The following is a 23,041-nucleotide window of genomic DNA, read 5'->3' on the forward strand; positions in this document are numbered from 1 at the left end:
GAGGTGCCCGGCCTTCTCGCGGTGATCGGTGCGGTCGTCATCGGGCTTGAGCTGGGATCCGTCTATGGGCGGCTCGGCGCCAAGGTCACCGTCATCGAATATCTCGACCGCATCCTGCCAGGCATGGATCTCGAGGTCGCCAAGGCCTTCCAGCGCCTGTTGCAGAAACAGGGCTTCAGCGTCCGTCTGTCCTCGAAAGTGATGGGCGCCACGGTGGCCAATGACAAGGTGACGCTCAGCGTCGAGCCCGCGGCCGGCGGAGCCGCCGAAGCGCTCGAGGCCGATGTCGTTCTCGTCGCGGTGGGCCGCGTGCCTTACACCGAAGGCCTCGGGCTGGAGGCCGCAGGCGTCAGGCTGGACAACCGCGGCCGGATCGAGGTCGATCATCACTATGCCACCAGCGCTCCCGGCATCTATGCCATCGGCGATGTCATCAAGGGCCCGATGCTCGCCCACAAGGCGGAGGATGAAGGCGTGGCCATGGCGGAGATCCTGGCGGGCCAGGCGGGGCATGTGAATTACGGCGTCATTCCCGGCGTCGTCTACACCGCGCCGGAAGTGGCCGCGGTCGGCAAGACCGAGGAAGAACTCAAGACCGAGGGCGTAGACTACAAGGCGGGCAAGTTCCTGTTCCTCGCCAATGGCCGCGCCAAAGCGAACCAGACCACCGATGGCTTCGTCAAGGTTCTGGCCGACGCCAAGACAGACCGTGTTCTGGGCGTGCACATCGTCGGTCCCAATGCCGGCGAACTCATCCACGAGGCCGCCGTGCTGATGGAGTTCGGCGGCTCGGCGGAAGACCTGGCGCGCACCTGCCACGCGCATCCGACACTTTCGGAAGCGGTGAAGGAAGCAGCGCTGGCGGTTGCCGGCCGCGCCATTCATTCCTGATTACAAGCCGGTGCTGGGCCGCGGATTGGTGCCATCGAAGAACCGCGCATAGCGGAACGGCGCCGGATCGACACACGGGCGTTCGCCGGTGACGATCTCGGCCATCAGCTTTCCGGCGCCAGGGCCCAGCCCGAAGCCGTGCCCGGAGAAACCGGTGCAGAGATAGAAGCCCGGAAGCCGCTCGACGCCGGAAATCACCGGCACCGCGTCAGGCACCGCATCGATGCAGCCCGCCCAGCGCTCGGCGATCCGCATCGGCGCGAATGCCGGGTAATATTCCTTCAGACGCCGCGCCGCCTCGTCGAGGATATCATTGACCGGCGCGGGATCGAGAATGCGCACCTCCTCGAACGGCGATCTCTCATCGAGCGCCCACCGCCGCCTGAGCCTCACTTCATCGACAAAGCGCTTGCCGAGCCTCAGGCGCAGGCCCTGCCAGTCAAGCCGGAGCGCAGGCAGGAATGCGCCAAACAGCCGGAAGGAGTCCGGCACAATGTCAGAGACCGAGAGATGCTGGTGCGTGACAGTATAGCCGCCGTCGAGGCGCTTCCTGAAGGTGAAGCCGCCACCCGAGCAGCTGCGGTTGAGGCCGGTGTCAATGGGCGCGGTGCGCATCACCGAGTTCACCACGGTAAGCTGCGGCAGTTCGATTCCCATATTGTGGCAGAAACGGCGTGACCAGGCGCCGCCAGCCAGCACCACGCTGTCGCAGGCGATGGCGCCCCTCTCGGTCACCACGCCCGAGACGCGGCCGCCCGTCGTTTCAAACCCGCGCACGGCGCAGCGGGTGAACAGCTTGCCGCCCTTGCGGCGCAAGGCTTCAGCCATCAGCGGCACCGCCACGAAAGGTTCGGCGCGCCCGTCGTCGGGCGTGTAGAGCGCGCCCTTCCACGGCCTGGTGCAGCCCGGCTGCAGGGCATTGGCTTCATCGGCGCCGATGATGCGGGTGGAAAGGCCAGCGGGCCTTGCGTTGTTCTCATACCAGGCATTCTTGGCGGCCAGCTGCGCCTCGTTCTCGCAGAGATAGATGATGCCGCAGCGGGTGAAGCCGGTCTCGGCGCCGACCCGGGCATTCATGCCGTCCCATAAGCCGAGCGAGACGCGGATCAGCGGTATCTCGCGCGGGTCGCGGCCCATCTGGCGGCACCAGCCCCAGTTGCGGCTTGATTGCTCGGCGGCGATCTCGCCCTTTTCCAGCAGCACCACATCAATGCCGCGTTCGGCGAGTTCCAGCGCCGTGGTCACGCCGGCCACGCCGCCGCCGATCACGCAGACGGTGGCGCGCCGGGGAAGGGCCTCATCGGAGGCGACGGTCCTGATGGCTGGCATGGCCTGCTCTCTACCCCGGCCACCTTGCCGGTTTCAACCGCCAGGATGGGCCTTGCGGTATTGCGCCAGCAGCTGGGCGCGGTTCACTTCGGTATAGACTTGGGTGGTGGAGAGGCTGGCATGGCCCAACAGCTCCTGGATCACCCGCAGATCGGCGCCATTGGCCAGCAAGTGACTGGCGAAGGAGTGGCGCAGCGCATGCGGCGTCGCGGTTTCGGGCAGACCCAGCGCGCCGCGCAATCTCACCACCTGCAGCTGGATCAGCCGCGGATTGAGCGGCCCGCCCCTGGCGCCGCGGAACATCGGTTCATCGGCCTTCAATGTGAAGGGGCAGGCGGCGCGATAGGCGGCGATCGCCTGGCGGGCGGCGGGCAGCAATGGCACGCGTCTCGTTTTATTGCCCTTGCCGGTGATGACGAGCGTTGCGGCCTCCGCCGCGGCGGGCGTCAGCGACAGAGCCTCGGAAATGCGCAGGCCGCAGGCATAGAGCAAGGTGAGCACCGCCTGGTCGCGCGCCTCTTCCCAGCGCGGCGCTTCGGCTGCGGAAAATGGATCTGAACGGACAAGGCTTGCCGCTTTCTCCGGCGTCAGCGGCTTGGGCACCGCATGCGGCAGCTTCGGCGAGCGGATGGCGCTAAGCGCCGGGTTGCGGAAACGGTGGGTCTTCTCGGCAAATCGGTAGAAGGAGCGCAGGCTGGAAAGCTGGCGGGCGAGCGTGCGGCTCGACGCATCTGCCCGGCGGCGGCTGGCCAGGAAGGCGCGAAAATCGGCGGCTTCGAGGCTGGCCAGCGCCTCAGCCCCCGGCGCTTCGCCCAGATGTTCGGCCATGAACTGCGCGAACTGCGCCAAATCCCGCGCATAGGCTTCGATCGTTTTCGGCGCCATGCGCCGTTCCGCCCGCAGGCTGGCAAGCCAGGCCTGGGCAACAGCGGCGGCATCGGGCGCGAAGCTGGTCGCGAAATCCGGCATGGGCGAAAGGCTAGCAGGCGATGGTTAACGGGCCTGCAATCAAGAGGCCACCCGGCTGAAACGGGCGGGCGAAATATCTTCGAGGAGCAGGCCCTGGTCGAGAATGTCGGCAGGCGGCGCCTCGCCCCGCACCATCGCGGCGGCGAGCCGCGACAGGGCCGGCGACGACTGGATGCCATAGCCGCCCTGCCCGATCAGCCAGAAGAAACCGTCGGCTGAAGCGTCATAGCCCACCACCGGGTTGCCGTCCGGCGCGAAGGAGCGAAGCCCGCCCCAGCTGCGCTCGACGCGGGAAACCTCCAGCGTGCTGGCCTCTTCGAAGCGCGCGATGCCTTCGGCGAGCGTCAGGTCATCGGCGTAGGCGTCATGCGGGTCAACCGGGGTCGCGTCGGCGGGAGAGACGAGAAGCTTGCCCGATTGCGGCTTGCAATACCAGGTCTCGCCGACATCGCCCACCATGGGCCAGGCCATCACGTTGGTCTCTTCCGGGCCCGGCAGAACGGCGATGGAGCGGCGCTTGGGCTGCAACCCGATCGCATTGCAACCCGCCATCTCCGCCACCTTGTCGCCCCAGGCTCCGGCCGCGTTGACGACGATCCGGGCGCGGAGCTCTTCCGTCCGTGTGCGGATGGTCCAGCTGTCGCCCGGCTCCAGCGCGATGACCGGGTGGTCGCACAGAAGCTCGCCGCCGCGGCCGCGGAACAGCCGCAGATAGGCCTGGTGCAGGCGGTCGACATCGATATCGGCGGTGCCGGGGTCGAGCACGGCGCGCTTTGCGTAGCCCTCGCGCAGAAAGGGAAACTTCCCGGCGGCCGTGGCCGGAGAGATTTCGCTCATCCCCTGTTGTACCGTCATCAGCCGGTCGAAGGACTGTTGCTGGTGCTCCGGCATGAAGAAGATGGTCTCGCGCGGGGTGAGCAGCCCTGCCTCATCGAAATGGACGCGCGATGCCCGCGTCAGGGCCAGGATCGGCGGCGGCCCGTAATTGGGCTCATACATGGCGGCCGAGCGCCCGGTGGTGTGGTAGCCCGGCCGCTCCTCCATCTCACAGATCACGGTGCGGTGGCTGGCGGCGAGATGGGCCGCAACCGATGCCCCCGCGATGCCCGCGCCAATGACGGCAATGTCGAATTCCCTGATCATGGCCCTAGATAGACGCGGCGCTGCCCCTTGCGCAACATGGCGCCGCCGTTCCATCATGCGGAACATCGTCGGATCAACAACCGAGGCAGACCATGGCTCCTTTCAACAAGCCCGTTTCCGGGCTCGTCACCCCGCGCTTCGGCGGCATCGCCACCTTCATGCGGCTGCCGCATGTGCCGCTCGATCAGGCCCAGGGCCTCGACATCGGCATCGTCGGCATCCCGTGGGACGGCGGCACCACCAACCGGCCCGGCCCCCGCCATGCGCCGCGCCAGATGCGCGACATGTCGTCGATGGTCCGGGCCATGCACCAGACCATGCACATTGTGCCTTATGAGCTCGCCAATATCGCCGACATGGGCGACTGCCCGGTCAATCCGGCCAATGTCGATGATGCGCTGAAGCGGGTCGAAACCTATTTCAAGGCGCTGACAGCGAAGGGTATCCGCCCGCTGGTGGCGGGCGGCGATCATCTGTGCTCGCTCCCGGTGCTGCGCGCGCTGGGCGCCAGGGCGCCGGTGGGGATGATTCACTTCGACGCCCACACCGACCTCTATGATGGCTATTTCGGCGGCTTCAAATATACCCATGGCACGCCTTTCCGCCGCGCCATCGAGGAAGGGGTGCTGGACCCGAAGCGCACCATCCAGATCGGCCTGCGCGGCTCGATGTATGACCTCGATGATTTCGAGTGGGGCGAAAAGATGGGGGTCCGCCTGGTGCGCATCGAGGAAGCCATGGAAAAAGGCCCCAAGGCCATCATGGCTGAGGCCCGCCGCATCGTCGGCGACGGCCCCGTGCATGTGAGCTTCGACATCGACATGCTGGATCCCGTCTATGCGCCCGGCACCGGCACGCCGGAAATCGGCGGCTTCACCACGTTCCAGGCCCAGCAGATGCTGCGGGAGCTGCGCGGCCTCAACATCGTGGGCGCCGATGTGGTGGAAGTCTCGCCACCCTTCGATCCCTCGGGCGTCACCGCCTATGCCGGGGTCGTCATGATGTTCGAGATCCTGTGCTCGATGGCGGAGGATGTAGCCAAGCGCCGAAAATAGTCTAAGCTGAGTATTGGCGGACGCGGCAACCTCAAGTCCGGTTGCCAGTGGCCGTTATGCGCAACAATCTGTGCAAGATTACGATACAGGAAAATCTTGTTGCAATTGTCGAAAGCTTAGGTCAAATAGCCGTCAGGAATGGGCCACAAGAGCCCAGGCGTTATGGGAGGGAGTGGCCGTGCCCCTGCTGGAAGTGCGTAACGTTTCCAAGAGTTTCGGAGCGATCCGGGCCTTGAGCGATGTGAGCTTCGCGGTCGAGCCGGGTGAGGTTGTGGGCCTGATGGGCGACAACGGGGCCGGAAAATCGACCATGGTGAAGCTGATCGCCGGCAATTTTCCGCCGACCGAGGGCGAAGTGTCGGTCAATGGCGAGGTTTGCCACTTTCACAAGCCGATTGAAGCGCGCGCCAAGGGCATCGAGGTCGTCTACCAGGACCTGGCGATCGCCGACAACCTGACCGCCGCGCAGAATGTGTTCCTCGGCCGCGAAATCACCAAATGGGTCGGACCGTTCCGCGTGCTCGACAAGCAGGCGATGATTGACCGTTCGGCCGCGCTGTTCGCCGAACTCAAATCCGAAACCCGGCCGCGCGATCTGGTTCGCAAGATGTCGGGCGGCCAGCGCCAGGCGGTGGCCATCGACCGCACGCGTCTTTCGAAAGCCCAGCTGGTGCTGATGGACGAGCCGACCGCGGCCATTTCGGTGCGCCAGGTGGCGGAGGTTCTTGAACTGATCCGCCGCCTCAAGGCGCAGGGCGTGGCGGTGATGCTGATCAGCCACCGCATGCCCGACGTGTTCGCGGTCTGCGACCGGATCGTGGTGCTGCGCCGCGGCACCAAGGTGGCTGACAAGGTCACCGAGCGCACATCGCCGGAGGAAATCACCGGCCTGATCACGGGAGCGATCCGTGCCGCCTGAGAAAGCATCACACGCCGAAACCGGCCACGCCGCCATCTCCGAAGTCGCCTCCATCAAGGAGCAGACGCTGCTGCAGCGCGTGCTTGCGAGCCAGGCGTTCTGGGTGGCGGTGGCGCTGGCCATTCTGGTCGCGTTCATGACGGCGCTGGAGCCAAGCTTCGGCACCGTCGATAACGCCGCCAACATCACCCGCAACTTCGCGCCCTTCGGGATCATGGCGCTGGGCATGACGGTGGTGATCATTACCGGCGGCATCGACCTGTCGGTAGGCTCCATCATGGGGCTGGTCGCCATCGTGGCCGGCCTGTTCCTGACCTGGGAATACCCATGGTATGTGGCCTTCGCGATGGGGCTGCTCACTGGCCTCGCCTGCGGCGCGGTGAACGGCTTCTTCATCGCCTATCTCAATATGCCGTCCTTCGTGGTGACGCTCGGCATGCTGTCCATCGCGCGCTCGCTTGCCGTGGTGTTCTCCGGCAACCAGATGCTCTACAAATTCGGGCCCGATGCGCCGATCGTGAAAGCCATCGGCCAGGCGAAATGGCCGATACAAACCCCCGGTGATTCGATTCCCGATTGGATTCCGCAGCTGTCCTCGCATTTCTGGGTGATGATCGTGCTGGCCCTGTGGGTTGGCTACATGTTCAATTTCAAGGCCTGGGGGCGGCATCTCTTCGCCATCGGCGGCAATGAAAACGCGGCGCGGCTCACCGGCGTGCCGGTCGATTGGATCAAGTTCCAGGCCTATGTGTTCTCCGCCTTCACCGCCGCCGTCGCCTCGCTCCTGCTGCTCGGCTACAATGGCTCGGCCATCAATGCCATGGGCCAGGGCTATGAGCTCCGGGTGATCGCCGCCACGGTGATCGGCGGCGCCAACCTCATGGGTGGGGCCGGCACGGCCTTCGGGGCCATCGTCGGCGCGGCGTTTCTCGAGGTCATCCGCAATGCGCTGCTGATGGCCGGTATCGATTCGAATTGGCAGGGCGCTTTCGTCGGCGCCTTCATCATTCTCGCTGTGCTTCTGGGCATGCAGAGCGGCGGCAAATCTCTGATTGCCGCCACGCTGGAAAAAATCCTGCCTGGAAAGCACCGCTAGGAACCCGGTTTCACTGCGGGAGAAGGGTCAGTGGAGCAAGCAAGTGGAGGAAAACCAAGATGAAGAAGTTTCTCGTGACGGCGGCCGTGGCGCTCGGCGCCATGACCATGGCGGTTTCGGCCGCCCAGGCCAAATACGTCTTCGCCCTCGTGCCGAAGAACATGAACAACCCGTTCTTCGACCAGGCGCGTGACGGCTGCAAGAAGGCGGAGGCCGAATCGAACGGCGCTTTCGAGTGCATGTATATCGGCCCCGGCGAGCATGGCGGCGGCGACGAGCAGGTCGCCATCGTGCAGGACCTGGTGGCCAAGAAGGTGGACGGCATCGCCGTGTCGCCCTCCAACGCGGCCGCCATGGTCGTGGCGCTGCAGGCGGCGAAGGAAGCGGGCATTCCGGTTCTCACCTGGGACTCGGACCTGCTGCCCGAGAACAAGGATCTCCGCGTCGCCTATATCGGCACGCACAACTATGAGATCGGCACCAACCTCGCCAAGCTGATCAAGACCATCAAGCCGAACGGCGGAACGGTCTGTATCCAGTCGGGCGGCGCCGCGGCGGCCAACCACAATGAGCGCATGCAGGGCATCCGTGACGAACTCTCCGGCGCCAAGTCGGCTGCTTCACCGGGCGACCGGCTGACCGGCCAGGGCGGCTGGACGGAAGCCGAGGGCTGCCCCCTCTACACCGACGACGATTTCCCGAAGTCGGTGCAGCAGTTCGAGGACTTCATGGCGGCGAACCCCAATGTCGACGCCTTCGTGCCGACCGGCGGCTTCCCGCAGTTCATCCCGGACGCCAACCGCGCCGCGGTGGGCAAGTATAAGGACAAGATCGCCTCGAAGGCGCTTGCCCTCGTGGTGGCCGACACGCTGCCGGTGCAGATCGAGCAGATGAAGGAAGGCCTGTCCCTCGGCCAGGTCGGCCAGCGTCCGTTCGAGATGGGCTTCAAGACCATGAACGCGCTGCGTGACATGAAGGACGGCAAGGCGGCTCCCGCCGATCCGACCTACACCGGCCTCGACGTCTGCACGCCGGAAACGGCCGATACCTGCATCGCCAAGTAAGGCTCCGCAGCTATCTGAGACCTGGAAGGCGGGGAGAGATCCCCGCCTTCTTTCATGTTGAGTGCGAAACTATTCGAAAACCGCCACTTCGATAGCGGTGGGATTAAAGTTGTTGCAGGGGTTCAGCATCTGCGGGCAGTTGGAGATCACCGCCAGCACATCCATTTGGGCCTTGATGTCCACATGGTCGCCGGGCCGCGACGAGCCGAGCGCGATGGCGGCATCGCCCGCCGCCCCCACCGGCACGGTCATGAACCAGTTGACGTTCGGCACGATATCGCGCCAGCCAAGACCATAGGGCTCCAATGCACTCAGGAAATTCTCGCGGCAGCCCGGGTTCGGAACGCCGTAAAGCATGCCGTTGGAGGGCGCCGAACAGCACCCGCCGATGGTGTCATGGCCGCCGAACGTGTCCGCCGTAATGGTGAACAGCGGCCGCGCCCGGTCCGAGTACAGCACGTCGCCGGTGGTGAGCAGGATATGCCCCGCCTTCTTGATGGTGTTCGGCGCATGATAGCGCTCTGAAAAATCCCCGGCATTGTAGCAGAGGAAGTCCACCGCCTGCTGGCCATGGCTGTCGATGATGCGCAGCGTGTGGCCCTGGGCGATGATGCGGCTCCAGGGCGCCCTGGCGGCGATCGTCTCGCGGTGGATTTCGCGCATCAGCCGATCCGCGTCTCGAACAGCCGGCCCCACTCAGGAAGCTGGTCCTCCACGCCGGCCAGCCGCAGGGCGTGCCAGGCCATGGCATGGTTCGAAGAGGTGACGGGCACGCCGGTTTCCGCCTCGATCGAGCGGGCCGCGTGCGCGAGGCGCACCGATGTGCAGGAGACGAATACCGCGTCCACGGCGGCCTCGGCCAGGATGGTTTCGACGCCGCGGCGCACTGCGGCGGGCGTGATGCGCGCCACCTTGCCGTCATCCGGCTCGTTGAAGGAGCCGAACACCGGAACCTCGAAGCCTCGGGCCGCGATATAGTCGGCCACGATGCGGTTCACGTCAGCGCGATAGGGCGTGAGTACGCCGATGCGCCGCGCCTTCAGCGCACGGAAGGCAGCGAAGGCGGCGGTAATCGGTGTCGTGCACCTGGCGGTGGGCCGCGCCGAGCGGATGCGCGCGAACACCTTCTCCTCGCCGATCGCCATCGACGCCGAGGTGCAGCCATAGGCCACAACGTCCAATTCGGTACCGGGCAGGATCACATCGGTTGCCGCCGCGATGCGTGGCTCCATGGCGCGCAGCGTTTCAGGCGTGATGAGATTGTCGTTGAGGATGCGGCTCTGGTAGAGCGCCACACCGTCAAGGCCCCCCAGAATGGCGCGCCATTCATGTTCGATGGTGAAATCCGTGGCCAGCACCAGGAGCCCGATCCTGGCCCGGCTGGCGATGCCGCCATCGGTCTCGAAGGGAAGATTCTCGATCAGCTGCATCCCGCCGCTGGAGGCCTCGGCCGGTGACCTGTCATTCATGCGCGCATCCTCGCCGTCAGGCGATTTCTATCAGAGAATGCCGCTGGTTCCTATAGTTTCAGCCATCATGATTCGCCTTGCCGGTCGCATCTCGGGTCTGCCTGGCCCTCTTCGCGGCGCGCTGTGTTTTGCGGCGGGCCTGCTCGCTGCCCTCGGCCTGTCTCCGATCGGTGCCTGGCCGCTGGCCTTCCTCGGCTTTCCCCTGTTCCTGTCGCTGCTCGCAGGGGCGAAGCGCGGCTTTCTGCTGGGCTGGCTGTTCGGGCTTGGCTATTTCAGCCTTGCCCTGCACTGGATCGCCTTCGCCTTCCTGGTCGAAGCCGAAACCTATCTCTGGATGATGCCGTTCATGCTCGGCATTCTGGCCGGCGGCATGGCGCTCTACTGGGGGCTGGCAGCCCTGGCGGCAAAATGGCTGGGCGGCCGGGGAGCATCGCTGGCGCTGGCCTTCGCGGCCTCGCTTGGCGCGGCGGAATGGCTCCGCGGACATCTGTTCACCGGTTTTCCGTGGGCCGCGCCCGGCCAGATGGTGGACGCCATGGGCGGGCTTGCGCAACTCTGCTCGGTCATCGGCATGACCGGGCTCACCCTGCTGATCGTCCTCTGGGCCTCCCTGCCCTACGCCTTTCTGGCGGACCAGCGCCGCGCGGTCAGGGTAGGAATGGTCGGAGTTGCGCTGCTGCTGCCACTCAGCTGGGGCTGGGGCGCGTGGCGCCTGGCGGAAGCCAAAGACAGCAACCTTCCAGGCCTCGCGTTCCGGATCATACAGCCGAACGTGCCACAGGAGCAGAAATGGCGTGAAGACAATGCCCGCGCCATCTTCGAGGACCTGCTCCGCCTGTCGGGCATGCCAACGGCGGAGCGGCCGGATGGCATTGGCGGTGTCACGCATCTGTTGTGGCCGGAATCGGCGGTGCCCTTCCTGATCGACGAAAGCCCGGGCGCGCGGGCCGAACTCGCGCCGCTGCTGGGTGGCCGGACAGTGCTGATCACCGGCGCCATCCGGGTGGACCGCACGGTGGTGCCGGAGCCAAGCGTGCACAACGGCGTCATCGTCTTCGATGGAACTGCCGAGCCCGTTGCCCGCTATGACAAATGGCGGCTGGTGCCGGGCGGCGAATTCCTGCCGCTGGGCTGGCTGCTCGAACCTATGGGCTTCCGCCGGGTGGTGGAAACGCCGGGAAGTTTCACCGCCGGGCCGGGGCCGCGGACCCTGAAGCTGCCAGGCGGGCTCACAGTGGCCCCGCTGGTGTGCTATGAGGTGATCTTCCCGCATCGCCTTCTGGACCCTGCGGCGCGGCCACAAGCGATCGTCAATGTCACCAATGACGGCTGGTTCGGACGTTCGATCGGCCCATATCAGCACCTGGCGCAGACGCGCCTCCGGGCCATCGAGCAAGGGTTACCAGTCCTGCGCGCGGCCAACACCGGCGTATCGGCGGTCATTGATTCTCACGGCCGCATCAGGGAGCAACTGCCGCTTGGGGCACAAGGAGTGATTGACGCCGCTGTACCGGAGGCGCTTGACTCAACTTTCTATGGGCGCTGGGGTGATCTATCGTTGCTTTTGATAATTTTGGCCGTCTTCGCAACAGGCATTCACCTGAAACAACTGTAAGTTGTTGAATGTTGCAACAAAGCCTGATATATAGGCAAGACTTATAGTAAGGTTTACAAGGGAAAGCAATTGCGTGCCAAAATCTACTATACTATAAGATGTAATCCGGTTCTAGTTAGGTCAGTGCCCCTGTCTATTTTCTCGGGGTATCGCCCAGCTTCACGCCGGGGGGCAGCAGGTCTGGGGAAATCATGACAAGACGCGATCCGAATTTCGTCGACGCGCATGTGGGTAGCCGTATCCGCATGCGCCGCCAACTCATCGGTATGAGCCAGGAACGGCTGGGCGAACTGCTTGGCATTACTTTTCAACAGGTTCAGAAGTACGAAAAAGGATCCAACCGCATCAGTTCAAGCCGCCTCTATTTTGCGGCAAAGATCCTTGGCGTTCCGGTTCAGTTCTTCTTTGAAGACCTGCCTGGCGCCGACGAACATGGTGGTCTTGGAGAAGCACGTGAGGAAGATGCCGTGCTGTCAGCTCTGATGAATGTCGAGGGCGTGACGCTGGCCAGGGCCTTCCGCGATGCCGACAGCACCAATAAGCGCAAGCTGATTTCGGTTATCGCCCGGGTCATCGCCGAGACCAAAGAATAGCTTGCGGATTACGGCATGTCCTGGCTGCGCCAGCTTGACCGTGACGATCAAGGCTGCCAAAAGCCCTCCGGTTGAATCGCAGGGGCTTGAAGACCAGATGCCACGCAAGAATTTCGTGTTTACCAGCGAGTCGGTTTCGGAGGGCCACCCGGACAAGGTGTGCGACCGGATTTCCGACGAAATCGTCGATCTGTTCTACCGCGAGGCGCTGGACAAGGGCTTTGACCCGTGGGCGGTTCGGGTTGCCTGCGAGACGCTTGCCACCACCAACCGCGTGGTGATCGCCGGCGAAACCCGCGGACCCTCATCGCTGACCAAGGCGAAAATCGAGGCCGCCGCCCGCCAGGCGATCCGTGACATTGGCTATGAGCAGTCCGGCTTCCACTGGCAGACCGCCAAGATCGAAATCCTGCTGCACAGCCAGTCCTCCGACATCGCCCAGGGCGTGGACTCGGGCGAGAAGAAGGAAGAAGGTGCTGGCGACCAGGGCATCATGTTCGGCTATGCCTGCGACGAGACACCCGAGCTCATGCCCGCGCCGATCTATTACGCCCACCGCATCCTCAAGCTGCTCGCCGACGCGCGCCGCAACGGCAAGGAAAAGGCCCTGGGCCCCGACTCCAAGAGCCAGGTGAGCGTCATCTACAAGAACGGCAAGCCGGTGGGCGTCAGCCAGATCGTGGTGTCGCACCAGCACACTGACGAGACCCTGTCGTCCGCCGACGTGCTGCGGATCGTCAAGCCCTATGTGCAGAAGGCACTGCCGAGGGGCTGGATCACCAAGGAGACGGTGTGGCACGTCAACCCCACCGGCAAGTTCTACATCGGGGGGCCCGATGGCGACTGCGGTCTCACCGGCCGCAAGATCATCGTCGACACCTATGGCGGCGCAGCGCCCCATGGCGGCGGCGCCTTCTCTGGCAAGGACCCCACCAAGGTCGACCGGTCGGCCGCCTATGCGGCGCGCTACCTTGCCAAGAACGTAGTGGCGGCGGGGCTCGCCAGGCGCTGCACCATCCAGCTGTCCTATGCCATCGGCGTGGCCCAGCCGCTGTCGATCTATGTCGACACCCACGGCACCGGCAAAGTGCCCGAGGCCAAGCTCGAGAAGGCCATTGCCAAGGTGATGGACCTGTCGCCGCGCGGCATCCGCACCCACCTCAATCTCAACCGGCCGATCTATGCCCGCACCTCCGCCTATGGCCACTTCGGCCACGCGCCGGACAAGGACGGCGGCTTCTCCTGGGAGAAGACCGATCTCGTCAAGGCGCTCAAAGCCGCGGTGAAGTGACCTCCACCGAGAAACGGTTCCAGTTCTACGGGCGGCGCAAGGGTAAGTCCTTGCGCCGTCATCATTCGGAGCTGATGGCGCAGCTGCTGCCGCATCTGCGTGTGGCGTTGCATGATCCGCTGGCCCGCACGCATGAACCACGCTGGCTCGAAATCGGGTTTGGCGGCGGCGAACATCTGGCGCACCAGGCGGAGCTTCATCCGGAAATCTCCTTCATCGGGGCTGAGCCCTTCGTCAACGGCGTCGCCAAGCTGCTGGCGCTGGTGGAAGAGAAGAACCTCGGCAATGTGAACATCCATGACGGTGACGCCCGCCCGCTGCTGGAAGCGCTGCCCCCGGCATCCTTCGAGCGCATCTATCTGCTCTATCCTGATCCTTGGCCCAAGGCGCGGCACAACAAGCGCCGCTTCGTGAGCGCCGAAACGCTGGCCCAGTTCCACCGCATCCTGGCGCCGCAAGGCCTGTTTTTGTTCGCCAGCGACATCCCGGACTACCTCGCCTGGACGAGAGACCGGGTGGCGGCGCATGGCGGTTTCATTGAGGAGGGAAATCCAGCCCAGCCCTTTCCGGACTGGATTGAAACCCGCTACGAGGCCAAGGCGAAGCGCGAAGCGCGCGCGCCAGGCTATGCCACTTTCCGAAAGCGCCCCTGAGAAGGCCGTGACGACTTTCTCCTCTCCTGCGGGTCCTTGCCACCAACAGGGGCATGAGGACTGATCTTTCGGCCATCGGCTGAGCGAGCCGAAGCCCGGCACGCAGCGCCGGGTCGCTCGAACTTGCGGACCGGCATTAACCTTCGTTCAAGTATAATGTGGTCTCGGACGCAGCTATTGCTATTGTCTATTGAGCAAATGGTGGACGGGTGCGGGATGACGCTGCGCCGTATTCGATGGATAGCATGTTGAAAATCGCCGATCGGCTCGACTCCAATCCCGCGGAGGAGAAGAAGCTCGCCCTGCAATTCCTGCGCGATGCATGGGAAGAGGCGGCCTATGAAGGCGTCGACCGCGATTGCCTGGCGACGGCGGCGATATTCGCCGCGCTCTCCGAACTGATCGGCACCTATGGCGAGGATGCCGTTGCCGTCATGTGCGAGCGGCTCCCCGAGCGGGTGCGCGGCGGCGAGTTTTCTCTGGGCCGCACCCGTCAGTAGTGCTGCAACGCCTAGACAGGCGCGTTGGCCGGCGGTAGGGCAGGGGGCCTTCGCGATGGAATCCAAGCCATGTCCAAACTCAAGATTCACCCCACGGCTCACACCGGCCGTATCGTGCATGTGACGCCCGCCAGTGCGGGGTGGACCTATGTCGGCTTCGATCTGTGGAAACTCGCGCCCGGTGAAACCGCGGCAGGGGGCGAGCCAGGGCGCGAGACCTGTCTCGTTTTCATCGGCGGCAAGGGCAGGCTCACCGCTGGCGCGGCTGATCTGGGCGTGTTGGGCCAGCGCAATTCGCCGTTCGAGGGCAAGCCATGGTCAGTCTATGTACCAGCCGGGATGGGCTGGAAGGTGACCGCGGAAAACGATGTTACACTGGCGGTGTGCACGGCGCCCGGCGAAGGCAAGCTTCCAGCGCGTGTGATTGGTCCTGAGGGATTGCACCAGGAAACCCGCGGCAAGGGCACCAACACCCGGCATGTGACCAACATCATCCCGGAATGGGAGCCGGCCGAGAGTCTCCTGGTCGTCGAGGTGATCACGCCCGGCGGCTGTACATCGTCCTATCCGCCGCACAAGCATGATACCGACAATCTTCCGCACGAGTCCCTGCTCGAAGAAACCTACTACCACCGCCTCAACCCGCCCCAGGGTTTCGCCTTCCAGCGCATCTACACCGATGACCGCTCGCTCGACGAGGCGATGGCGGTGGAAGATGGCGACGTAACGCTGGTGCCAGGAGGCTATCACCCCTGCGCCACCACGCATGGCTATGATCTTTACTATCTCAATGTGATGGCTGGCCCGCACCGCACATGGAAGTTCCACAACGCCCCGGAACACGCCTGGCTGCTCAAGGCCTGAGCGAAAGACAGCCAGCTCAGCGGCCGCCGGAGACGTGCAGGATGGCGCCCGTCACATAGGACGCGGCGGGCGACAGCAGCCACAGCGCCGCGGCGGCCACCTCCTCCGAAGTGCCGGCGCGTTTCATCGGCAGGTTCGCCGCGAAAGACGTGGCAAAGCCAGGTCCGTGATACTGGTCGTGGATCGGCGTGTCGATGAGGCCGGGGCGGATGCCGTTGACCCTTATGCTTTCCATCGCCACCTCACGGGATAACCCCACCGTGAAGCTGTCAAGGCCACCCTTGCTGGCCGCATAAGGCACTTCATGCGGGAGGCCGCCCAGCACCGCCGCCATGGAGGAGATATTGACGATCGCCCCGCCCTTGCCGCCGCGCGCCGTGGACATGCGCCGGACCGCCTCGCGGCAGCAGAACATCGGCCCGGCAAGATTGACCGCCAGCACCCGGTTCACCATCCAGCCTTCGAGATCGGCCACCGCCGAGACGGCGATGATGCCGCCGGCATTGTTGACGAGCGCGGTGACGGTGCCGAGTTCACGGTCCACGGTGGCGAACAGCGCGACAATCTCTTCCTCGCTGCCCATGTCGGCCGCAATGGCCATGGCCTTTCCGCCAGCCGCGCGGATATCGCGGCAGACCTCCTCGGCCTCCGCCGCATGGGTTCCGTAGTGAACGGCGACGCTGGCGCCGCCGCGGCCCAGCGCCCGGGCCACCGCCGCGCCGATGCCACGGCTTGCGCCGGTGACGATCGCGACCGTTTCGCCGCCCAAGAGGCTAGGCCGCTTTTTCTGTCGCTGCGCCGCGCGCTTCGGACGTGCTGAAGCGCACCCGCTGGGCATCGATGAACATGGCAAGCATGATGATGAGACCCTGGATGACCTTCACCCAGAAGACGTTGACGTTCATCAGGTTGAGGCCGCGGTCGATGGTGGACAGCAGGAGGACACCGCCCAGCGCGCCCAGCATGGTGCCGCGCCCGCCCTGCAGGCTGATGCCGCCGATCACCGCCGCCGCCATGACGGTGAAGATATAGCCCTCGCCGAGATTGGCCTGGATCGAGCCGACGCGGCCGGCCAGCATCCAGCCCGCGAAAGCGGCAAGCAATCCGCTCAGCACATAGACCTGGCGCACCCGCTTGTCGGCATCGATGCCGGATGCGATGGCCGCCTGGCGGTTGCCGCCGATGGCGTAAAGCTCGCGGCCGAAGCGGCGGTGGTTCAGTATGATATGGCCGACGATGAAGACCGCCGCGGTGGCCACCACCGCCACCGGGATCTTCACGACGCCGGGAATATCGACGAGCGCCTTGTGGCCAAGCCAGAAATAGGTCTCGGCCGGCTCAAAGCCCAGTCCACTGACCGGCGTGCCCTTGGTGAAGGCCATGATCAGGCCGCGCAGGATCAACAGCATGGCCAGCGTCACGATGAAGTTGTTCATCTTGCCGAAAGTGATGAGCGCGCCGATGATGTAGCCAACGCAAGCACCCATCGCCAGGATGACGATGATCGCCAGATAAGGGTTGAGCATGATGCCGCCGCCCCAATGCGGCGCCGCCGCCGGCACGATGAGGAACATGCCCACGAGGCCCGCGAGGCCCAGCGTCGATTCGGTCGAGAGATCGAAGTTGCCGGTGATCAGCACGAATGTCTGCCCGACGACAAGCACGCCGAGAATGGCCGCCGCCGACAGGATATTGGTGATGTTCGTCGATGACAGGAACACCGGCGACTGCGTTACAAAGAACAGGAACACGCCGACCAGGATCACCCAGATCAGATGATCGAGCAGGGTTGGAACATATCTAGACGCTTGCATCGGCTGTCTCCACCGTCTCGCCTTCGATGGCGGCCAGCAGCCTGGCCGCAGTGATTTTTTCGTCGTTCTTGCGGAATTCGCGGATGATGCGGCCGCGGTAGAACACCAGGATCCGGTCGCAGATGTCCATCAGTTCGTTGAGGTCATCCGATACGACCGCGATGGCGACGCCCTGGCGGCTAAGCTGATCGACGATGCGCAGGAGATCGACCTTGGCCTGAACGTCAACCCCCTGTGTGGGCTCGTCCAGCACCAGCACTTTGGGCTGGGTCGCCGCCAGCTTGGCGACCACCACTTTCTGCTGGTTGCCGCCGCTTAAATTCTCGACCGCGGTGTTCATCGATGGCGTCTTGATGCCGAGCGCATCAATATAGTCCGTTGCCAGCTTGCGTTCCGCGCCGCTGTCAATGAGGCCGATGAGACGTTGCAGGCGGGCCAGCACGGAAAGCGAGATATTGTCGCGCACACTGCGGATGCCGACGATGCCGAGCCCATGGCGGTCACGCGGGAGATAGGCCAGGCCCTGGGCAAGCGCCGCGATAGGGCTTGCCGCCTCATAGGGTTTGCCGTCGAGCAGCGCCTCGCCGGTGCCGAGCGGCGCCAGCCCGAACAGGCCACGCGCCAGGTCGCCGGGCCCGCTGCCCTCAAGGCCGGTAAGGCCAACCACCTCGCCGGCATGCAGGGTGAGGTTGATGCCGTCATAGGCGCGGGGGCGTGACAGCTTCTTCAATTCAAGCACGGGCTTGCCGGGCTGGCCCGGGGTGCGGCGGTAGCGTTCGACATTGGCGCCGCTGATCAGCCGGATGAGCTCCGGCTGGGTGATGTCCTTAACAGGCGATGAGCCGGTGACAACGCCATTGCGCATGACGGTGACGTGATCGGCGACCTCGAAAATCTCCTCGAGATAATGCGAGATGTAGATGAAGGAGGCGCCGCGTTCGCGCTGCCGGCGCACGAACTCGAACAGCTTGGCCACGTCGTGCTTGGGCAGTGGCGCGGTGGGCTCGTCGAGAATGACAACGCTCGCGTCGGCGAACAGCGCGCGGGCAATCTCGATCATCTGGCGCTCGGCGACGGTGGTGTTCTCCATCAGCCGGGTGACATCGAGGTGGAGTCCGAAGCGGGCGAGTTTCTCTTCGGCATCGCGGTTCATCTTCTTCCAGTCGACGAAGCCGCCGGCCTTCATCGGAAGCATGCCGCAATAGACATTTTCGGCGATGGAAAGCCCGGGGATGAACTTGACGTGCTGCGCCACCAGCGAAATGCCGGCCTGCTTGGCGCGTGCCGTATTGAGGTTTTCATAGGCCGTGCCGCGGATTCGGATGGTGCCGGAATCCGGCGCGTAAAGGCCCGTCAGCACATGCATCAAGGTGGATTTGCCAGCACCGTTCTTGCCGACCAGCGCATGAATTTCACCCGGCTGCACGGTAAAGGACACATCGTCGAGCGCGCGCACGCCGGGGAACACCTTGACGATGTTGAGCATCTCGACGACAGGCGCGGGCGTGCGGCCGTCCATGGCGGTCTCCATCAGCGCGGCATGTGAGGAAGAGGGAAGGCGCGGCTTCCTCAGGCGGAAGCCGCACCCTCTGGTTCGTTCAAATAGCGGCGCTTAGCCGCCGTTCTTCTTCTCGATGTTGCCCCACAGGCGCTCGTCATTCATGTTGGTCGAATTGACAGCGGTGGTGGAGAGGAAGAGCTGCAAGCCAACGTCAGCCGGCTCGACACGGGCCGGCGACCACAGCGCGCCTTCCATCTTGACTTCACCTGGCTTGATTTCCTCGCCCTTCAGGCGCTTCTCGATGAAATCGACCGCGAGCACGCCGAAATCCGGGATCGGCTGGTTGGAGGCGTGATCGAACTTGCCTTCGCGCATCAGTTCAAGCGCGCCCAAGCAGGCATCGACGCTGGCGAGGAAGATGTGCCCATCCTTGCCGGCGAGCGCGTCCTTGCCGAGTTCCTTCAGGGTCTGCACCGTGCCGGTGGCGTACACGCAATCCGAATGCATGTAGACACCGTCGAGATCGGCCTGGGCCGAGACCACGTCACGCACGATGTCGACGCCCTTCGAGGCGTCCCAGTCGCCGACCTTGGTGATGACTTCGACTTCCGGATGCTGCTTCATGACGTCGTTGAAGCCGGCGCCGCGCAGCTGTGCCACGTTCTGGGCGAGGTTGCCGGTGATCTCCAGCACCTTGCCCTTGACCGAGCCGTGGCGGGCCTTGAGGAACTCCACCATGGCCTCGCCAGCCTGCTTGCCCGCGAGATAGTTGTCCGAGAGCACCACCATGTCGACCTGGCAGCCCGACGGGGCGCGGTCGATGGTGTAGAAGGGAACGCCGGCTTCCTTGGCCACCGCCACCGCCTGGCAAATGCCGGCACTGTCATCCGGAACCGCCACGATCGCGTTCACTTTCTGGGCGATCAAGTCATTGATATCGTTGAGCTGCTTCTGGGCATCGCCGCCAGAGGTCAAGGTCACGACCTCCCAGCCCTTGGCCTTGGCGCCGTTCACCAGGCCTGCCTGGATCTGGCCCTGGCCACCAAGCAGCGCCGGCGCCGAGTAGCCGATCACGACCTTGCCCTCGGCCAGCGCAGCACCATGCATGGCCGCTGCCAACAGGCCAGCTGCCATGAGGCTTTTCATCATTCGCTTCATTTCGTCCTCCCAAATCAATTTTTTAGGCTTTGCGCGGATTTCCGCCGCTACGCGGCCCGGCACAATGAGTATTGCAGTCTCGAAAACAGGGCAACAGAATTTTCCAGGTCCGCCTCAGTGGGACATCACGTCCTATGATTTTCCCTTTCATACCGGGAAAGAAAGTTGCATATATGTCCTGAAAACCAGGGCTGATGCCCTGGGGTAACGGCAAAACCTGTATCCTGATCGAGGAGTGAGGCCGCAAATGTGTGGAATCGCTGGAATTCTTTACAAGGGCAACGCGTCGTCAGACGCCAGGGTCGGCAAGGCGCTGATCGACATGTTGGATGGCTGCCAGCACCGCGGGCCGGATTCCACTGGCTTTTCGCTGTACCGTGACCCGGTACCGGGCCACCTGCGGCTGCGCTTTATCGTCGGCGAGGGCGAAAGCGCCAAGGCGGCCATCGAACGGGTGAAAGCCAAGCTGGCCGAGTTCCAGGCGCGCATCGTCGAGGAAGAGCACAAGGGCTCGTCTTTCGCGGTGCTGGTCAAGTTCGACGGCGACCTGCAGCGCTTCGCCTTCGAGATGGAGCATGCCGCCAAGCTGTCCTCGATCGGCGAGAGCCTCGACATCATCAAGGACCTCGGCGGCGCCCATGACGTTGACAATGTCTACAAGATCGAAAACTTCAAGGGTACGCATGGCATCGGCCATGTGCGGCTGGCAACCGAGTCCGACGTGGCGCCGGAGGCCACGCATCCCTTCTGGGCCACTGGCTTCGCCGACATCTCGATCGTGCACAACGGCCAGATCACCATCTATTACAAGATGCGCCGCCGGCTGGAGAAGCAGGGCTATTTCTTCAACACCGACAATGATTCCGAGTTGATCGCCGTCTATCTCGCCGACAAGCTGAAGCACGGCTTCACGCTGAAGCAGGCGCTGAAAAGCTCGATCGATGACCTCGATGGCACCTTCTCCTTCCTGGTCTCGACCAAGGACGAGATTGGCTATGCCAAGGACAAGCTCGCGGCGAAGCCGATGGTGAAATACGAAGACGACAACATCATCGCCATCGCCTCCGAGGAAGTGTCGCTCAACCGCCTCTTCCCCGGCCGCGCCCTCAACACATCCGAACCAGCACCCGGAACCTACGACACATGGCAAAGATCGACCTCAGCGTAACGCCTGTCCGCGAGGCTAACGAACTCCTGCGCAAATATGGCGCCGAGGGCGTCGACGTCGAGGTGCTGAACCCCGATGCGCGGCACCACATCGGTGTGGGGCTCATCCATCCGATCAACGTGCATATCCGCGGCTCGGCCGGTTATTTTTGCGGCGGCCTCACCGACGGGCCACGCTTCGTGGTCGACAACAATGTGGGCTGGGGCGTGGGCGACAACATGCTCAGCGGCTCGATTGTGGTCAACGGCAATGCCTCGGCCATTCCGGGCGTGGCAATCCGCGGCGCCGAGATCGTGGTCAAGGGCAACATCGGCTCGCGCGCCGGCCAGGTGATGAAGGCAGGCACGCTGCTGGCCTGCGGCAACGCCAATTTCATGGCCGGCTACATGATGTATGGCGGCCGCCTGATCATTCTCGGGCATTCCGGCGAGAAGGTCGGCCAGGACATGACCGGCGGCGACATATATGTGGCCGGAAAGATCGGCGAGATGGGCACCGATGCGATGCTCACTGACCTGCCGGCCGCCGAGCGCGACGAGCTCCTCGCCTTCCTCGACAAATACAAGATCCCTTTCACCGGCACGTTCCAGAAGATCGTCAACGCCGGGAAGAAGCTGCGCTATCCGAGGACCGAGCCGCGGCGCCGCGCCATTCCCTTCTTCGAAAGCTTCGCCGACAACGCCTACTGGAACGCCAAGGTCCAGGAGGATATCCACGTCAAGTCGCAGATCGGGCGTTATCGCATCCGCGGCTATGGCGCGGCCCGGCCGATGCCGCACATCTCCGACATCGCGTTCAAGAAGGACATCCTGCCGGCCATCGGCACTGATCCGGACGTGCTCTCCAAGGTCGAGCTTCGCACCGAAGTGGGCGGCCGCTCCGGCGCCAATCCGCTGAAGCTGTCGATGCCGGTGATGATCGCGCCGATGTCCTATGGCGCGCTGTCCAAATCGGCCAAGCTGGCGCTGGCCATCGCCTCCCGGCTCTCCGGGATCTCGGAGAACACCGGCGAGGGCGGCATGTCCAAGGAACAGCGCAAGGAGGCTGGCCAGCTGATCTACCAGTGCCTGGCCGGCCGCCTGGGCTGGAACATCCATGACATGCAGCAGGCCAATGGCCTCGAAATCTACATCAGCCAGGGCGCCAAGCCCGGGCTGGGCGGCCAGCTGATGGCCAAGAAGGTGACGCCGGAAATCGCCCGCATCCGCGGAATTCCGGCGGGCATCGACCTGCGCTCGCCATCGCGCCACCCGGACGTGCTGGGCGCCGACGACCTGGTGATCAAGGTCGAGGAATTCCGCGAAGCGACCGGCTACCGCATTCCGGTATCGGTGAAGCTCGGCGCGGGCCGCGTGCGCGACGACATCAAGATCGCCTGGAAAGACGGTTTCGATTTCGTTGAGCTCGACGGCATGCAGGGCTCGACAGGTGCGGCCGGCAACGAGGTTCTCGAATTCGTCGGCATTCCCACCCTGTCCGCAATCCAGGAGGCGCGCGACGCGCTCACCGAAGTGGGCGGGCTCGACATGCCCATCGTGTTGATGGGTGGCATCAAGGACGGCATCGACGCGGTGAAGGCCCTGGCGCTGGGCGCCCATGCGGTGGCGCTTGGAACCTCCGCCATCATCGCCGGCGGCTGCATTGCCTGCCTGCAATGCCACGTCGGCACCTGCGTCACCGGCATCGCCACGCAGGATCCCGAGCATGAGAAGCGCTACAATGTGCCGGTCGAAGCGCAGAACATCCACCGCTTCCTCGAATCGGTGCGCTGGCAGATCGCCGCCATTACCCATGCCCTGGGCTACAGCGACCCGCATCAGGTGAGCCGCGACGACCTTGTGGCGCTGACGCCCGAAGCCGCAGCCATCACCAGGCTGCCCTATCACCCCGAATACCGCGAACGCGAACAGGACCTGCGCAAGGCCTCCTGACCTTCGCGCGAACCACAC

Annotated in this window: 22 protein-coding genes; 13 read left to right on the top strand and 9 right to left on the bottom strand. The window is 64.3% G+C overall.

Annotation, left to right across the window (positions count from 1 at the left end; all coding sequences use genetic code 11):
• The coding region (locus tag ACKOED_RS11415) for an FAD-dependent oxidoreductase (RefSeq protein WP_408916719.1) at positions 1 to 891 on the top strand (891 nt) is incomplete at its 5' end.
• Here ACKOED_RS11415 and ACKOED_RS11420 read toward each other — a convergent pair.
• The 3 genes from ACKOED_RS11420 to ACKOED_RS11430 are packed head-to-tail and all read right to left on the bottom strand — an operon-like array spanning position 892 to position 4,332.
• Complete coding sequence (locus ACKOED_RS11420; RefSeq protein ID WP_408916720.1) at positions 892 to 2,220, bottom strand: NAD(P)/FAD-dependent oxidoreductase; 1,329 nt, start codon at positions 2,218 to 2,220, stop codon at positions 892 to 894. It lies immediately after the preceding gene.
• A gap of 33 nt (positions 2,221 to 2,253) precedes the next feature.
• The gene (locus tag ACKOED_RS11425; protein ID WP_408916721.1) at positions 2,254 to 3,189 is read right to left on the bottom strand and encodes a tyrosine recombinase XerC; all 936 of its coding nucleotides are present in this window, start codon (positions 3,187 to 3,189) and stop codon (positions 2,254 to 2,256) included.
• Positions 3,190 to 3,228: 39 nt separating this feature from the next.
• Positions 3,229 to 4,332: an NAD(P)/FAD-dependent oxidoreductase gene (locus tag ACKOED_RS11430; RefSeq protein ID WP_408916722.1), complete on the bottom strand. Its 1,104-nt coding sequence runs from the start codon at positions 4,330 to 4,332 to the stop codon at positions 3,229 to 3,231.
• 92 nt (positions 4,333 to 4,424) lie between these two features.
• On the opposite strand from ACKOED_RS11430, the gene speB reads away from it, so the two are divergent.
• From speB to ACKOED_RS11450, 4 genes are all read left to right on the top strand, one after another.
• A complete protein-coding gene (gene speB / locus ACKOED_RS11435; RefSeq protein WP_408916723.1) occupies positions 4,425 to 5,387 on the top strand; it encodes an agmatinase in 963 nt (320 codons plus the stop codon).
• 178 nt (positions 5,388 to 5,565) lie between these two features.
• Complete coding sequence (locus tag ACKOED_RS11440) at positions 5,566 to 6,306, top strand: ATP-binding cassette domain-containing protein (protein WP_408916744.1); 741 nt, start codon at positions 5,566 to 5,568, stop codon at positions 6,304 to 6,306.
• 34 nt (positions 6,307 to 6,340) lie between these two features.
• A complete protein-coding gene (locus tag ACKOED_RS11445; RefSeq protein WP_408916745.1) occupies positions 6,341 to 7,402 on the top strand; it encodes an ABC transporter permease in 1,062 nt (353 codons plus the stop codon).
• A gap of 59 nt (positions 7,403 to 7,461) precedes the next feature.
• Complete coding sequence (locus ACKOED_RS11450) at positions 7,462 to 8,466, top strand: sugar-binding protein (RefSeq protein ID WP_408916724.1); 1,005 nt, start codon at positions 7,462 to 7,464, stop codon at positions 8,464 to 8,466.
• Between the two features lie 69 nt (positions 8,467 to 8,535).
• Here the strand turns inward: ACKOED_RS11450 and ACKOED_RS11455 are convergent, their stop codons facing one another.
• Both ACKOED_RS11455 and ACKOED_RS11460 read right to left on the bottom strand, forming a co-directional pair.
• The gene (locus ACKOED_RS11455; RefSeq protein ID WP_408916725.1) at positions 8,536 to 9,129 is read right to left on the bottom strand and encodes a DUF1989 domain-containing protein; all 594 of its coding nucleotides are present in this window, start codon (positions 9,127 to 9,129) and stop codon (positions 8,536 to 8,538) included.
• The gene (locus tag ACKOED_RS11460; RefSeq protein ID WP_408916726.1) at positions 9,129 to 9,935 is read right to left on the bottom strand and encodes an aspartate/glutamate racemase family protein; all 807 of its coding nucleotides are present in this window, start codon (positions 9,933 to 9,935) and stop codon (positions 9,129 to 9,131) included. Before ACKOED_RS11460 ends, ACKOED_RS11455 begins: the two co-directional genes overlap by 1 nt.
• A 67-nt stretch (positions 9,936 to 10,002) precedes the next feature.
• Here ACKOED_RS11460 and lnt point away from each other — a divergent pair, with 67 nt between their 5' ends.
• From lnt to iolB, 6 genes are all read left to right on the top strand, one after another.
• Entirely contained in the window at positions 10,003 to 11,550 is a 1,548-nt protein-coding gene (gene lnt, locus ACKOED_RS11465; protein ID WP_408916727.1) for an apolipoprotein N-acyltransferase, read from the top strand.
• Between the two features lie 191 nt (positions 11,551 to 11,741).
• Positions 11,742 to 12,143, top strand: a complete 402-nt coding sequence (locus tag ACKOED_RS11470; RefSeq protein WP_408916728.1) for a helix-turn-helix domain-containing protein — start codon at positions 11,742 to 11,744, stop codon at positions 12,141 to 12,143.
• 97 nt (positions 12,144 to 12,240) lie between these two features.
• Positions 12,241 to 13,434, top strand: coding sequence for a methionine adenosyltransferase (metK, locus tag ACKOED_RS11475; protein ID WP_408916729.1), 1,194 nt, complete (start codon positions 12,241 to 12,243; stop codon positions 13,432 to 13,434).
• The gene (gene trmB / locus ACKOED_RS11480; RefSeq protein WP_408916730.1) at positions 13,431 to 14,087 is read left to right on the top strand and encodes a tRNA (guanosine(46)-N7)-methyltransferase TrmB; all 657 of its coding nucleotides are present in this window, start codon (positions 13,431 to 13,433) and stop codon (positions 14,085 to 14,087) included. The genes metK and trmB overlap by 4 nt, the downstream gene beginning before the upstream one ends.
• Positions 14,088 to 14,332: 245 nt before the next feature.
• Positions 14,333 to 14,587 carry a hypothetical protein gene (locus tag ACKOED_RS11485; RefSeq protein WP_408916731.1) on the top strand — a complete coding sequence of 85 codons (255 nt, stop codon included), beginning with the start codon at positions 14,333 to 14,335 and terminating at the stop codon, positions 14,585 to 14,587.
• Positions 14,588 to 14,656: 69 nt separating this feature from the next.
• Positions 14,657 to 15,451: a 5-deoxy-glucuronate isomerase gene (gene iolB, locus ACKOED_RS11490; protein WP_408916732.1), complete on the top strand. Its 795-nt coding sequence runs from the start codon at positions 14,657 to 14,659 to the stop codon at positions 15,449 to 15,451.
• A gap of 16 nt (positions 15,452 to 15,467) precedes the next feature.
• Here iolB and ACKOED_RS11495 read toward each other — a convergent pair whose 3' ends face one another.
• The 4 genes from ACKOED_RS11495 to ACKOED_RS11510 form a co-directional block, all read right to left on the bottom strand.
• Complete coding sequence (locus ACKOED_RS11495; protein WP_408916733.1) at positions 15,468 to 16,220, bottom strand: SDR family oxidoreductase; 753 nt, start codon at positions 16,218 to 16,220, stop codon at positions 15,468 to 15,470.
• 4 nt (positions 16,221 to 16,224) lie between these two features.
• Positions 16,225 to 17,265: an ABC transporter permease gene (locus ACKOED_RS11500; protein ID WP_408916734.1), complete on the bottom strand. Its 1,041-nt coding sequence runs from the start codon at positions 17,263 to 17,265 to the stop codon at positions 16,225 to 16,227.
• Positions 17,252 to 18,784, bottom strand: a complete 1,533-nt coding sequence (locus tag ACKOED_RS11505) for a sugar ABC transporter ATP-binding protein (RefSeq protein ID WP_408916735.1) — start codon at positions 18,782 to 18,784, stop codon at positions 17,252 to 17,254. Before ACKOED_RS11505 ends, ACKOED_RS11500 begins: the two co-directional genes overlap by 14 nt.
• 93 nt (positions 18,785 to 18,877) lie before the next feature.
• Positions 18,878 to 19,900 carry a sugar ABC transporter substrate-binding protein gene (locus ACKOED_RS11510; RefSeq protein WP_408916736.1) on the bottom strand — a complete coding sequence of 341 codons (1,023 nt, stop codon included), beginning with the start codon at positions 19,898 to 19,900 and terminating at the stop codon, positions 18,878 to 18,880.
• A 271-nt stretch (positions 19,901 to 20,171) separates the two neighbouring features.
• Here ACKOED_RS11510 and ACKOED_RS11515 point away from each other — a divergent pair, with 271 nt between their 5' ends.
• Both ACKOED_RS11515 and ACKOED_RS11520 read left to right on the top strand, forming a co-directional pair.
• A complete protein-coding gene (locus ACKOED_RS11515; RefSeq protein ID WP_408916737.1) occupies positions 20,172 to 21,092 on the top strand; it encodes a class II glutamine amidotransferase in 921 nt (306 codons plus the stop codon).
• Positions 21,068 to 23,023: a glutamate synthase-related protein gene (locus ACKOED_RS11520; protein WP_408916738.1), complete on the top strand. Its 1,956-nt coding sequence runs from the start codon at positions 21,068 to 21,070 to the stop codon at positions 23,021 to 23,023. Before ACKOED_RS11515 ends, ACKOED_RS11520 begins: the two co-directional genes overlap by 25 nt.
• The last annotated feature ends 18 nt before the right edge of the window (positions 23,024 to 23,041 follow it).

The organism is Aestuariivirga sp. (assembly GCF_046093005.1).
Classification (GTDB): domain Bacteria; phylum Pseudomonadota; class Alphaproteobacteria; order Rhizobiales; family Aestuariivirgaceae; genus Aestuariivirga.

Bases quoted from the DNA above. Each gene is read 5' to 3' on its own strand.
- ACKOED_RS11420 (WP_408916720.1), bottom strand. From the start codon at position 2,220: ATGCCAGCCATCAGGACCGTCGCCTCCGATGAGGCCCTTCCCCGGCGC.
- ACKOED_RS11425 (WP_408916721.1), bottom strand. From the start codon at position 3,189: ATGCCGGATTTCGCGACCAGCTTCGCGCCCGATGCCGCCGCTGTTGCC.
- ACKOED_RS11430 (WP_408916722.1), bottom strand. From the start codon at position 4,332: ATGATCAGGGAATTCGACATTGCCGTCATTGGCGCGGGCATCGCGGGG.
- speB (WP_408916723.1), top strand. From the start codon at position 4,425: ATGGCTCCTTTCAACAAGCCCGTTTCCGGGCTCGTCACCCCGCGCTTC.
- ACKOED_RS11450 (WP_408916724.1), top strand. From the start codon at position 7,462: ATGAAGAAGTTTCTCGTGACGGCGGCCGTGGCGCTCGGCGCCATGACC.
- ACKOED_RS11455 (WP_408916725.1), bottom strand. From the start codon at position 9,129: ATGCGCGAAATCCACCGCGAGACGATCGCCGCCAGGGCGCCCTGGAGC.
- ACKOED_RS11460 (WP_408916726.1), bottom strand. From the start codon at position 9,935: ATGAATGACAGGTCACCGGCCGAGGCCTCCAGCGGCGGGATGCAGCTG.
- lnt (WP_408916727.1), top strand. From the start codon at position 10,003: ATGATTCGCCTTGCCGGTCGCATCTCGGGTCTGCCTGGCCCTCTTCGC.
- ACKOED_RS11470 (WP_408916728.1), top strand. From the start codon at position 11,742: ATGACAAGACGCGATCCGAATTTCGTCGACGCGCATGTGGGTAGCCGT.
- metK (WP_408916729.1), top strand. From the start codon at position 12,241: ATGCCACGCAAGAATTTCGTGTTTACCAGCGAGTCGGTTTCGGAGGGC.
- ACKOED_RS11485 (WP_408916731.1), top strand. From the start codon at position 14,333: ATGTTGAAAATCGCCGATCGGCTCGACTCCAATCCCGCGGAGGAGAAG.
- iolB (WP_408916732.1), top strand. From the start codon at position 14,657: ATGTCCAAACTCAAGATTCACCCCACGGCTCACACCGGCCGTATCGTG.
- ACKOED_RS11500 (WP_408916734.1), bottom strand. From the start codon at position 17,265: ATGCAAGCGTCTAGATATGTTCCAACCCTGCTCGATCATCTGATCTGG.
- ACKOED_RS11505 (WP_408916735.1), bottom strand. From the start codon at position 18,784: ATGGACGGCCGCACGCCCGCGCCTGTCGTCGAGATGCTCAACATCGTC.
- ACKOED_RS11510 (WP_408916736.1), bottom strand. From the start codon at position 19,900: ATGGCAGCTGGCCTGTTGGCAGCGGCCATGCATGGTGCTGCGCTGGCC.
- ACKOED_RS11515 (WP_408916737.1), top strand. From the start codon at position 20,172: ATGTGTGGAATCGCTGGAATTCTTTACAAGGGCAACGCGTCGTCAGAC.
- ACKOED_RS11520 (WP_408916738.1), top strand. From the start codon at position 21,068: ATGGCAAAGATCGACCTCAGCGTAACGCCTGTCCGCGAGGCTAACGAA.